Genomic DNA, 11565 nt, shown 5'->3' on the forward strand with positions numbered 1-11565 from the left:
ACCGTGATGTCTGACCTCAACCAGCCCGTCGTACGACGACTCTCCCGAGCGGTCGCGCTGACCCCGGCCGTCCTCGTCTCCGTCGCTTCCACGGCCGCCGTCGCGGCTCCGCCGGAGGGGTGGGAGGTCGCCGAGCCGGTGTCTCCCATGGCCTTCCTGATCGTCCTGGTCGCCATCCCGCTGGCGCTGTTCGTGGTGATCAGCCTGCTCGTGCTGATCCCCTCGATGGTGCGCGGCGAGAAGCACGCGCCGGGCCAGGCCTGGCGCAGCGAGAGCGAGTGGTTCGGCGGCCCGCGCGGCGGGCTCGAGGCGGCCGACAAGGTCGACCCGAAGGCGATCGAGGGCCACGACGAGGCCGACCGGGGTGGCGCAAGTGTCCGCTGGTGACGCCTTCACCGCCCCGGAGCGGCACGAGATCGACAGGGCGATCCGCGACGCCGAGACGGTCTGCCGCTACGAGTTCTCCGTCTACGTCGGTGCCTCCGAGGGCGAGACCGGCCCGTTCGCGCACCGGCTGCACTCCACGCTGACCGCCCCCGACCGCACCGTGCTGGTGATGGTCGACCCGGCCGCCCGGATCCTGGAGATCGTGACCGGCGCCGAGGTGCGCCGCGACCTCGACGACAGCGAGGTGCGGCTGGCCGCCCTGTCGATGCAGACCGCCTTCGCCGCAGGCGACCTGGTCGGTGGCATCAAGCAGGGCGTGCTGATGCTCGCGGAGCACGCCCGCAAGCCGCGGATGCTGCACGCAGGCGCCTAGCGCCTCCCGTACGCACGCAACGCAGAAGGGCCGCACCCCGAGGGGTGCGGCCCTTCTCACGTGAGCGGCGGGTGTCCGGTGTGCCCCGGAACAGACCGGTCTAGCCGGTGATGCCGGCGTCCCTGGCCTGGGCGGCGAGCGCACGCTCGAGGTCGGCGCAGCCCTCGCGGACGTAGCGCTTGGCCGCGGGGTTGGCGTCGGAGGTCGCGAGCCAGGCGTTGACCGTGTCGAGGGTCTCCCGCGTCGGGATCGCCCGCGGGAACAGGTTGACCAGCACCACGGTGGCCCGCTGCACGCCCTTCTGCTCCCAGATCGTGGCCGCGACGTCGAGGTAGCGGGCGACGTACGGTGCGAGCAGCTCCTCCTGGCCGGGGACCTGGAAGGAGAACGCGATGCTGCGCTGCGTCTCGTTGGGCACGTCGTCGCGGACGACCGCGTCGTTCCAGGCGGTCTCCTTGGCCTCGGCGGTCGGGATCACCGTGAGGGCCGCGGCGGCGTTCTCCTGACCGGAGATCGTGTTGTCCCGGTCGCGCTCGGCGAGCACCGCGTCGCGGTCGGCCCGACCGGAGGCGGCCAGCGACTTCAGCAGCGCCCAGCGCAGGTCGGTGTCGACGGTGAGGCCGTCGAGCGTGGCCGAGCCGTCGTACAGGCCCTGCACGAAGCCGAGCGCCTCCTCGCTGGTCGCGGCCGCGCCGTAGGCCCGGGCCAGGGCGAGCTGGTGGTCGCTGCCCGGCTCGGCGTTCTCGAGCAGCTTGCGCAGCCCGCTCTCCCAGGTGGCCTTGAGCGAGGCGCGCGAGGCCGGGGCGGAGTAGAGGTCCACCGCGGTCTTGGCGTTGCGCAGCAGCGAGCCGACCGCGGTCAGGTCGGTCTCGGTGCCGAGCCCGCGCAGCACGAGCGTGACGAAGTCGCTGGTGGACATCTCCGCGTCGCGGGTCATGTCCCAGGTCGCGCCCCAGCACAGCGCCCGCGCCAGGGAGTCGTCGAGGGTGTCGATCGAGCCCACGACGGTGGCCAGCGACCGCTCGTCGAGCCGGATCTTGGAGTAGGTGTAGTCGCCGTCGTTGAGCAGCACCAGGTCCGGCTGCCGCTCGCCGACGAGCTCGGCGACCTCGGTGCGCTCGCCCACGACGTCGATCTCCACCGACGTACGGCGGACCAGGCGACCCTCGACGCTGTCGTAGAGGCCGATCCCCATGCGGTGGCGACGGATCGTCGGGAAGTCGGGGTGGGCCGACTGGTGCACGGCGAAGGAGGTGAACGCGCCGTCGGCGTCGACCTCGAACGCGGCGGTCATCGTGTTGACCCCGGAGGTCTGCAGCCACTCCTGCGACCAGGCCTGCAGGTCGCGGCCGGAGGCCTCCTCGAGCGCGCCGAGCAGGTCCTCGAGCTCGCTGTTACCGAATGCGTGCTTCTTGAAGTAGGCGCGCAGGCCCTCGATGAACCGCTCCTCACCGACCCAGTGCACGAGCTGCTTGAGCGACGACCCGCCCTTGGCGTAGGTGATCCCGTCGAAGTTCACCTCGACGGCCTCGAGGTCGTAGTTGTCCGCGGCGACCGGGTGGGTGGAGGGGAGCTGGTCCTGCCGGTAGGCCCAGTTCTTGCGGCCGTTGGTGAACCCGGTCCACGCCTCGACGTACTTGGTGGCCTTGACCGAGGCGTGGTGCGAGGCCCACTCGGCGAAGGACTCGTTCAGCCAGAGGTCGTCCCACCACCTCATGGTGACCAGGTCGCCGAACCACATGTGCGCCATCTCGTGCAGCACGGTGTTGGCGCGCTGCTCGTAGAAGGCGTGGGTCTGGCGGCTGCGGGGGAGGTACTCGTCGCGGAAGGTCACGCAGCCGGCGTTCTCCATCGCGCCCATGTTGTACTCCGGCACGTAGAGCTGGTCGTACTTGCCGAAGGGGTAGGGGAAGTCGAAGGCGTCCTCGAAGAACGCGAAGCCCTGCTTGGTGATCTCGAGGAGCTCGGCGGTGTCGAGGTGCTCGGCCATCGACTGGCGGCAGTAGTGGCCCAGGGAGATCTCGCCGCCCTTGCCGGCGTAGGAGTCCATCACCTGGTGGTACTCCCCGGCCACCAGCGCGGTGATGTACGTCGACATCCGCTCGGTGGTGGGGAAGTTCCACACGCTCGTGCCGACGCCGGCCTCGACGGGCTCGGGGGTGGCGGCGTTGGAGACGACCTTCCAGTGCGACGGTGCCTTCACCCGGAAGGTGAACACCGACTTCAGGTCGGGCTGCTCGAAGGTGGTGTACACCCGGCGCGCGTCGGGGACCTCGAACTGCGTGTAGAGGTAAACCCGCTCGTCGGCGGGGTCCACGAAGCGGTGCAGGCCCTCGCCCGTGCGGCTGTAGGTGCAGTCGGCGACGACGCGCAGCTCGTTGTCCGCGGCGAGCCCGTCGAGCTCGATCCGGTTGTCGCGGTAGACCGCGGCCGGGTCGAGCGGCGTCCCGTTGAGCGTCAGCTCGTGGATCGTGGCGCCGACCAGGTCGGCGAACGTGGACGCACCGGGCTTCGAGCACGAGAACCGGATCACGGTCGTGGACCCGAAGGTGGTGTCGGACGTGGTGAGGTCGAGGTCCACGGTGTAGGAGTCGACGCTGAGGAGCTCGGCGCGGGCGCGCGCCTCGTCCCGGGTGAGGTTGGTTCCAGGCATGTGCGCATCCTTACACCCCTGACGGGGAACAGGCCAAGCGGTTACCTGATTGTTCCGATGTAGTGGAGTTTCACCCAGCCGAGGAGATGCCCGTGGCCCCCGAGAGCACCGTCGAGACCCGGAACGACGCCGGCGCCGTCGAGCGCACCCCCGTCGACTTCTGGTTCGACCCGCTGTGCCCGTGGGCGTGGATGACGTCGCGCTGGCTGCTCGAGGTGGAGAAGGTGCGGCGGATCGCGCCGTCCTTCCACGTGATGAGCCTGGCCTACCTCAACCAGGACAAGGACATCCCGGAGGACTACCGAAGGATGCTCGAGCCGGCCTGGGGCCCGGTGCGCGTCGCGGTGGCCGCCGCGCAGGCCGAGGGGGACGACGTGCTCCTGCCGCTGTACACCGCCCTGGGCAACCGGATCCACCTCGAGGGCCGCGCCATCGACCGCGCCCTGGTCGAGGAGTCGCTGGCCGAGGTCGGCCTGCCGCAGGCGCTCGCGGACGCGATGGACGACCCGCAGTACGACGACGCGGTCCGCAAGTCCCACCACCTCGGCATGGACCAGGTGGGGATGGACGTCGGCACGCCGGTGATCAGCGTGGAGGGCGTGGCCTTCTTCGGCCCCGTGGTGACCCCCGCCCCGAAGGGCGAGGACGCCGGGCGGCTGTGGGACGGCGTGGTGCTGGTCGCGGGCACTCCCGGCTTCTTCGAGCTCAAGCGCTCCCGCGACCGGGACCCCGACTTCTCCTGACTGACCCGTCGAGGCACGGTCGGATGCGAGGTCTCCCGAGCCTGACCCGGACTCCGGCCGCCGCCGCTCGGTGCCCGGACCGTGGGGTGCCGTCGCAGCGCCGTGCGCACCCACTCCGGCAGCGCGGGTCCATCGCGGCCACCGGGGCGCGAACCGCGTTGTCGTCGCCAATAGGATCGGGCACATGAGCAAAGTTCTGTCCGCCGTCGCCTGGCCGTACGCAAACGGCCCGCGCCACATCGGCCACGTGGCCGGTTTCGGTGTGCCCTCCGACGTCTTCAGCCGGTACATGCGGATGGCCGGACACGACGTGCTCATGGTCTCCGGGACCGATGAGCACGGCACCCCGATCCTGGTCGCCGCCGACGCCGAGGGCGTCTCGGCCCGCGATCTCGCCGACCGCAACAACCGGGTCATCGTCGAGGACCTCGCCGCTCTCGGCCTGAGCTACGACCTGTTCACCCGCACCACGACGCGCAACCACTACGCCGTCGTGCAGCAGATGTTCACCACCGTGCACGCCAACGGCTACATGATCGAGCAGACCACGCACGGCGCGATCTCCCCGTCGACGGGACGCACCCTGCCCGACCGGTACATCGAGGGGATCTGCCCGATCTGCGGGTACGACGGCGCCCGCGGGGACCAGTGCGACAACTGCGGCAACCAGCTCGACCCGACCGAGCTGAAGAACCCGCGCTCGCGGATCAACGGGGAGACCCCGCAGTTCGTGGAGACCCAGCACTTCTTCCTCGACCTGCCCGCGCTCGCCGACGCGCTGGCGGAGTGGCTCGACGAGCGCGAGGCCTCGGGCACCTGGCGGCCGAACGTGATCAAGTTCAGCCAGAACATCCTCGAGGACATCCGGCCGCGGGCGATGACCCGCGACATCGACTGGGGGATCCCGATCCCGCTCGAGGGGTGGCTCGAGCAGCCGACCAAGCGGCTCTACGTCTGGTTCGACGCGGTGATCGGCTACCTCTCCGCGTCGATCGAGTGGGCCCGCCGCCTCGGCGAGCCCGACCGCTGGCGCGAGTGGTGGAACGACCCCGAGGCCCTGTCGTACTACTTCATGGGCAAGGACAACATCACCTTCCACAGCCAGATCTGGCCCGCGGAGCTCCTCGCGTACGACGGGCGGGGCAGCCGAGGCGGCGAGCCGGGGGAGTACGGCCGCCTGAACCTGCCCACCGAGGTGGTCTCCAGCGAGTTCCTGACCATGGAGGGCCGGAAGTTCTCCTCGTCGAAGGCGGTGGTGATCTACGTCCGCGACGTGCTCTCGCGCTACCAGCCCGACGCGCTGCGCTACTTCATCTCCGCGGCCGGACCGGAGAACCAGGACAGCGACTTCACCTGGGCGGAGTTCGTCCGCCGCACCAACGACGAGCTCGTCGCGGGCTGGGGCAACCTGGTCAACCGCACCGCGAACATGATCGCGAAGAGCTTCGGCGAGATCCCCGAGGCCGGCGAGCTCACCGCGGAGGACACCGCGCTGCTCGCGACGGTCGACGCAGGCTTCGGCACCGTGGGCGGGCTGATCGCGCGGCACCGGCAGAAGCAGGCCGTCGGCGAGGCGATGCGGGTGGTCGCGGAGGTGAACAAGTACGTCTCCGACATGGCGCCCTGGAAGCTCAAGGGCGACGACGAGCGGGAGCGGCTCGGCACGGTGCTGCACGTGACCGCGCAGGCGGTGGCCGACTGCAACCTGATCCTCTCGCCGTTCCTGCCGCACAGCGCCAACGCCGTCGACGCGGTGCTCGGGGGCGCCGGGGACGTCGCGCCGATGCCGGTGATCGAGGAGGTCGAGGACCTCGACGGCGGCCCGTCGTACCCGATCATCACCGGGGAGTACTCCGGCACGCCCCGCTGGGAGCGCCGGCCGATCACCCCGGGCACACCGGTGGCCAAACCGGCCCCGGTGTTCACCAAGCTCGACCCCTCGGTGGTCGAGGAGGAGCTCGAGCGGCTCGAGGAGCGCTGATGGTGCTGCACCCGCAGGCCGAGGCCGCGATGGCGCTGTGGGCCCGGGGCCCGCGGGTCAGCGACCCCGGCTTCGACGTCGACGCGCAGCGCCGCCTCGCCCGCGAGCAGGCCGCCGCCGAGCCCCGGGAGGACGTGGCGCGGGCCGAGGACGTCGACGCCGACGGGGTGCCCTGCCGGCTCTACCTCCCGGCCGAGGCCGGGAGCGGGACCACCGGGGCCACCGCGGTCGTGTACCTGCACGGCGGCGGGTTCGTGTTCGGTGACCTCGAGACCCACGACGCGCAGTCGCGGCGGATCGCGAACCGGACCGGCGCCGCGGTGCTCACCGTGCATTACCGGCGTCCGCCCGAGCACCGGTTCCCGGCCGCCCCCGACGACGTGGACACCGCCCTGGCCTGGCTGCTCGAGCACGGCCCGGCCGCGGGCGTCGACACCGGCCGCCCGGTCGTGCTCGGCGACAGCGCCGGCGCGAACCTCGCCCTGGTCGCCGCGCTGCGCCACCCGGGCACCTTCGCCGCCGCCGTGCTGGTCTACCCCTTCGTCGACCCGCGGATGCGGTTCGAGTCCTACCACCGCGAGGCCGGCGGCCTGGGCGCGGACGACGCCGCCTGGTACTGGCAGCAGTACGCCGGGCCGTCCGCCGACCTAGCCGACCCCGACCTCGCGCCGATCGACTCCCCGCTCCTGGGCACGCTCCCGCCCAGCCTGGTGCAGGCCGCCGAGCACGACCCGCTCGTCGACGAGGACGTCGAGCTGGCGCGGCTGATGCGGGAGGCCGGCGTACCCACCGAGCTGACCACGTACGCCGGCATGGTGCACGGCTTCTGGCGGCAGCCCGCGATGTTCGACGCCGCGGAGGAGTCGCTCGCGGAGATCGCCGACTTCCTGCGTCGCACGGTCTGACCGACGCCCGGGCCGGGCGTGACGCCGCGCACGGCTGCCGACCGGCTCGGCGGCCGCCGGTGACCGCCGGATAATCTTGGGCCCATGCGCGTTCACCTCGGATCCGACCACGCCGGCCTCGACCTCAAGGACCACCTGCTGACCTGGCTGGTCGACCAGGGCCACGAGGTCGTCGACCACGGCCCCTTCGTCTACGACGCCCTCGACGACTACCCGCCGTTCTGCCTGCGGGCGGCCGAGGGCGTGGCCTCCGACCGCGAGGACGGCCACGAGAGCTACGGCGTCGTGATCGGCGGGTCCGGCAACGGCGAGCAGATGGCCGCCAACAAGGTCAAGGGGATCCGGGCGGCGCTGGTGTGGAGCGAGGAGATCGCCTCCCTGGCCCGCGACCACAACGACGCCAACGTGATCTCGGTGGGCGGCCGGATGCACACGCTCGAGGAGATGACCCGCTTCATCGACGTCTTCCTCAAGACCCCCTACAGCAACGGCGAGCGGCACGACCGGCGCATCGGCATGCTCGGCGACTACGAGAAGACCGGCAACCTGCCGCCGCTGCCCGAGTCCGCGCTCGGCGCGCGGTCGTAGGGCTCACCGCCCGTGCCCGAGGGCCACACCCTCCACCGCCTCGCCGCGACGCTCACCGAGCACTTCGCCGGCGAGCGCGTCGAGGTGTCCAGCCCGCAGGGCCGGTTCGCCGCGTCGGCCGCGCTGCTCGACGGCACCGTCCTCGAGACCGCCGAGGCGTGGGGCAAGCACCTGTTCGTCCGGTTCGAGGGCGGCCGCTTCGTGCACGTCCACCTCGGGCTCTACGGCAGGCTCGACGTGCACCGCGGTCCCGTGCCCGCGCCGGTCGGTCAGGTCCGGATGCGGCTGGCCTCGGCCGGGACGGTCACCGGCACCCCGTCGTACGCCGACCTCCGCGGCGCGACCGCGTGCGAGCTGCTCACCGAGGACCAGCGGTGCGCGGTCGTCGAGCGGCTCGGACCGGACCCGCTGCGCGCTGACGCCGACGCGGTCCGGGCCTGGGAGCGGGTACGGCGGAGCAGGGCGCCGATCGGGACCCTGCTCATGGACCAGGCCGTGATCGCCGGGGTCGGCAACGTCTACCGCGCCGAGGTGCTGTTCCGGCACCGGATGCACCCGCTGCGCCCGGGCAACACGCTGCGCCGCGGCCAGTTCGACGCGATCTGGCACGACCTCGTGGCGCTGATGCACGAGGGCGTGGCGACCGGCCGCATCGACACCGTGCGCGACGAGCACACCCCCGAGGCGATGGGCCGCGACCCGCGCAAGGACGACCACGGGGGAGAGGTCTACGTCTACCGCCGCCACGACCGGCCCTGCCACGTGTGCGGCTCGCGGGTGCGCACCGAGGTGCTCGCGGCACGCAACCTGTTCTGGTGCCCGCGGTGCCAGCCCCGGTTCCGGTCGCGTGCGGGAGTCCCCTGAGCGGCGGGCACCCGTACCCTTGTCCCGACCTCCTGCCCGCCCCCGCCCGACGACACTAAGGTGCCCCTGTGGTTGCAGCTCCGCACACCGGCCGGCCGGCCCGCCTCCCCGCGCGCCAGCTGAGCCGTCGTTGGAGCCGGGCCTGGCGACGGCTGCGCTACTCCGAGCTGTCCTGGGTGATCACGCTCGGGGTCCTGAGCGCGGTGGCGGCCTACGCCGTGGCGGTCACCGACGTGATCGTCCCGGTGACCCTCCTGGTCGTGCCGATGGTGCTCGCCAACCAGCTCCTCGGGCCGCGGACGCTGCCGTGGTTCGTGGTGGCGACCCTCGGCATGCTGGTGCTCGCGGTGGCCGAGGACGAGATCGACGAGCGTCGCGTGGGCGGCATCGTGATCTGCTTCGTGGTCGGGCTGATCATCCTGATCTCCTCCTTCCGCCGCTCCCAGCTCGGCGTCGCGGGCTCCCGCGGCGAGTCGATGCTGGTCGACCTGCGCGAGCGGATCAGCAAGCAGAGCAACATCCCCGACCTCCCCGGGGGCTGGTACTCCGAGGCCGTGATGCGCTCGGCGGGCGGCTCGTCGTTCGCCGGTGACTTCATCGTGGCGAGCAAGTCCCACGACGACGAGAAGCTCGAGGTCGCCGTGGTCGACGTGTCCGGGAAGGGCGAGCAGGCCGGCACCCGGTCCCTGCTGCTCTCCGGCTCCTTCGGCGGCCTGCTCGGCGCGCTGCCCCCGGAGCAGTTCCTGCCCGCCGCGAACGACTACCTGCTCCGCCAGGACTGGAGCGAGGGGTTCGCGACCGCCGTACACCTCTCCCTCGACCTGCGCACGGGCGCGTTCGAGCTCCGCTCGGCCGGCCATCCGCCCGCGGTCCAGCTCTTCGCAGGCTCCGGCCGGTGGGGCGTGCACGAGACCGAGGGTCCGGTGCTCGGGCTCATGCGCGACGCCGACTTCACGACGGTCACGGGCGTCCTGCGCCGCGGCGACGCGCTGCTGATGTTCACCGACGGGCTGGTCGAGACCCCGCAGCGCGACATCTCGCTCGGCATCGACAAGCTGCTCGGGCAGGGGGAGCGGCTGCTCCGGCTCGGCTTCGAGCAGGGCGCGAACCGGCTGATCGACGAGCTCGAGTCGATGAACGACGACCGCGCGCTGTTCCTGCTGCACCGCCGCTGAGCGTCCCGGACCGCGGCCGGAGACGACGAACGCCCCGGGCTCTGGGGGACCGGGGCGTCTTCGGAGCGGATGACGGGAATCGAACCCGCGTAGCTAGTTTGGAAGACTAGGGCTCTACCATTGAGCTACATCCGCGAGACCGCCGGGTTCGACCCGGTCGGCGCGGGTCAATCGTGCCACAGGACAAATGTCCGGTACCAATCGACCGCGGCGGTTTCGCGCCCCGGGCGCGATTACGGCGAGCAGGGGCTCGTCCACTAGACTCCCGTGGGTTATCCACCGGGGCGTAGCGTAGTGGCTAGCGCGCCTGCTTTGGGAGCAGGAGATCGCAGGTTCGAGTCCTGTCGCCCCGACCGCGCTCACGGACCGGCCAGAAGGTCGGTGAGTGTGCCCGCCCCGAGCACGACCGTCACCACCTGTCAGAACACTGCATACATATTTGAGGAGAACACCTGTGAAGAGCGCCGTCGAGACTTTGAGCCCCACCCGGGCCAAGCTCACCGTCGAGGTGCCCTTCGAGGAGCTCAAGCCGAGCCTCGACGCGGCGTACAAGAAGATCGCTCAGCAGATCAACGTCCCCGGCTTCCGCAAGGGCAAGGTCCCCCCGATGGTCATCGACCGTCAGGTCGGCCGGGCCGCGGTGCTCGACGAGGCGATCAACAACGCCCTGCCGCAGCTCTACGTGCAGGCCCTGCAGGAGGCCGACCTCCAGCCGCTCGCGCAGCCGGAGATCGAGATCACCAAGTTCGAGGACAACGAGACCCTCGAGTTCAGTGCTGAGGTCGACGTACGCCCCGAGATCACGCTGCCCGAGTACGACGGGCTCGAGGTGACCGTCGACGACGTCGCGGTGACCGACGAGGACGTCGAGGAGCAGGTCAAGAACCTGCGCGAGCGCTTCGCCACCCTCAACGAGGTCGAGCGGGAGGCCGCCGACGGCGACTTCGTCGTGATCGACCTCAAGGCCAGCAAGGACGGCGAGGTCGTCGAGGGCGCCGAGGTCAGCGGGATGAGCTACCAGATCGGCCGCGGCGGCATGCTCGACGGGCTCGACGAGGCCCTCGCCGGCATGAAGGCCGGCGACGAGAAGACCTTCTCCTCGCAGCTCGTGGGCGGCGACGCCCTCGGCGAGGACGTCGACGTCGAGGTCAAGGTCAGCGCCGTGAAGGAGCAGGAGCTCCCCGAGCTCGACGACGACTTCGCGCAGACCGCCTCCGAGTTCGACACCGTGGCCGAGCTGACCGAGGACGTCCGAACCCGTCTCCAGCGCGGCAAGCGCCTCGAGCAGGCGGCCGCCGCGCGCGACGCCGTCCTCGAGAAGGTCCTCGACCTCGTCGAGATCCCGCTCCCCGACGCCGTGGTCGACTCCGAGCTCCAGGCCCGCCGCGAGAACATCGAGCAGCAGCTGATGTACGCCGGCATGACCATGGAGCAGTACCTCGAGTCCGAGGGCCAGACCGCCGAGGAGTTCGAGACTGACCTCGCGCAGCGGGTCCGCGACGCCGTCGCGGCGCAGTTCATCCTCGACGAGGTCGCGAAGAAGGAAGAGATCGGCGTCGAGCAGCAGGAGCTGTCCGAGCACCTCTTCCGTCGTGCGCAGCAGTCCGGCCAGGACCCCAACGAGTTCGCCAAGCACATGGTCGAGCACAACCACATCCCCGAGATGGTCTCCGAGGTCGTCCGGGGCAAGGCGCTGGCCACCATCGTCGAGTCCGCGAAGGTCACCGACGAGTCCGGCAACCACGTCGAGCTCAAGAACCTGCAGCCCGACGGCTCCATCGCCGAGCCCTCCGCGGAGACCGCGGAGAGCACCGAGGACGACGCGGAGAAGTCCGCCGAGTCCTGATCCCGCAGCATCGCTCCGACGCCGGGCGCGTCACCACGACACCGCTGTGT

The 11565-nt window shown here is 71.1% G+C and carries 10 protein-coding genes and 2 tRNA genes; 10 read left to right on the top strand and 2 right to left on the bottom strand.

What is annotated here, in order from left to right; translation table 11 throughout:
• The first annotated feature begins 6 nt into the window (after positions 1-6).
• The gene (locus tag K1X13_RS17785) at positions 7-387 is read left to right on the top strand and encodes a hypothetical protein (protein WP_221026477.1); all 381 of its coding nucleotides are present in this window, start codon (positions 7-9) and stop codon (positions 385-387) included.
• Positions 374-760 carry a DUF5130 family protein gene (locus tag K1X13_RS17790; protein WP_221026478.1) on the top strand — a complete coding sequence of 129 codons (387 nt, stop codon included), beginning with the start codon at positions 374-376 and terminating at the stop codon, positions 758-760. The genes K1X13_RS17785 and K1X13_RS17790 overlap by 14 nt, the downstream gene beginning before the upstream one ends.
• Positions 761-860: 100 nt before the next feature.
• Here the strand turns inward: K1X13_RS17790 and pepN are convergent, their stop codons facing one another.
• A complete protein-coding gene (pepN, locus tag K1X13_RS17795) occupies positions 861-3413 on the bottom strand; it encodes an aminopeptidase N (protein WP_221026479.1) in 2553 nt (850 codons plus the stop codon).
• Between the two features lie 86 nt (positions 3414-3499).
• Between pepN and K1X13_RS17800 the strand changes: the two genes are divergently transcribed.
• The 6 genes from K1X13_RS17800 (at position 3500) to K1X13_RS17825 (ending at position 9669) form a co-directional block, all read left to right on the top strand.
• Complete coding sequence (locus K1X13_RS17800; protein ID WP_372450717.1) at positions 3500-4156, top strand: mycothiol-dependent nitroreductase Rv2466c family protein; 657 nt, start codon at positions 3500-3502, stop codon at positions 4154-4156.
• A 184-nt stretch (positions 4157-4340) separates the two neighbouring features.
• Positions 4341-6137, top strand: a complete 1797-nt coding sequence (metG, locus tag K1X13_RS17805; protein WP_221026480.1) for a methionine--tRNA ligase — start codon at positions 4341-4343, stop codon at positions 6135-6137.
• Positions 6137-7042, top strand: coding sequence for an alpha/beta hydrolase (locus K1X13_RS17810; RefSeq protein ID WP_221026481.1), 906 nt, complete (start codon positions 6137-6139; stop codon positions 7040-7042). Before metG ends, K1X13_RS17810 begins: the two co-directional genes overlap by 1 nt.
• Positions 7043-7126: 84 nt before the next feature.
• On the top strand, positions 7127-7630 hold the full coding sequence (locus tag K1X13_RS17815) for a ribose-5-phosphate isomerase (protein ID WP_221026482.1): 504 nt from the start codon (positions 7127-7129) through the stop codon (positions 7628-7630).
• Positions 7631-7642: 12 nt separating this feature from the next.
• Positions 7643-8494 (top strand): Fpg/Nei family DNA glycosylase, encoded by an 852-nt coding sequence (locus K1X13_RS17820; protein WP_221026483.1) that lies wholly within the window; start codon positions 7643-7645, stop codon positions 8492-8494.
• Between the two features lie 68 nt (positions 8495-8562).
• Positions 8563-9669, top strand: a complete 1107-nt coding sequence (locus K1X13_RS17825) for a PP2C family protein-serine/threonine phosphatase (RefSeq protein WP_308249625.1) — start codon at positions 8563-8565, stop codon at positions 9667-9669.
• A 64-nt stretch (positions 9670-9733) separates the two neighbouring features.
• On the opposite strand, the gene K1X13_RS17830 is transcribed toward K1X13_RS17825, so the two are convergent.
• Positions 9734-9804: transfer RNA gene (locus tag K1X13_RS17830), tRNA-Gly, on the bottom strand.
• 145 nt (positions 9805-9949) lie between these two features.
• Between K1X13_RS17830 and K1X13_RS17835 the strand changes: the two genes are divergently transcribed.
• A tRNA-Pro gene (locus tag K1X13_RS17835) sits at positions 9950-10022 on the top strand.
• A gap of 101 nt (positions 10023-10123) precedes the next feature.
• Complete coding sequence (tig, locus tag K1X13_RS17840; protein WP_221026484.1) at positions 10124-11515, top strand: trigger factor; 1392 nt, start codon at positions 10124-10126, stop codon at positions 11513-11515.
• The last annotated feature ends 50 nt before the right edge of the window (positions 11516-11565 follow it).

The sequence above is a fragment of the Nocardioides jiangsuensis genome (assembly GCF_019679455.1).
In the GTDB taxonomy this organism is placed as follows: Bacteria; Actinomycetota; Actinomycetes; order Propionibacteriales; family Nocardioidaceae; genus Nocardioides_C; species Nocardioides_C jiangsuensis.

Coding starts and splice junctions, on each gene's coding strand:
- pepN (WP_221026479.1), bottom strand. CDS start 3,413: ATGCCTGGAACCAACCTCACCCGGGACGAGGCGCGCGCCCGCGCCGAG.
- K1X13_RS17810 (WP_221026481.1), top strand. CDS start 6,137: ATGGTGCTGCACCCGCAGGCCGAGGCCGCGATGGCGCTGTGGGCCCGG.
- metG (WP_221026480.1), top strand. CDS start 4,341: ATGAGCAAAGTTCTGTCCGCCGTCGCCTGGCCGTACGCAAACGGCCCG.
- K1X13_RS17815 (WP_221026482.1), top strand. CDS start 7,127: ATGCGCGTTCACCTCGGATCCGACCACGCCGGCCTCGACCTCAAGGAC.
- K1X13_RS17785 (WP_221026477.1), top strand. CDS start 7: ATGTCTGACCTCAACCAGCCCGTCGTACGACGACTCTCCCGAGCGGTC.
- K1X13_RS17800 (WP_372450717.1), top strand. CDS start 3,500: ATGCCCGTGGCCCCCGAGAGCACCGTCGAGACCCGGAACGACGCCGGC.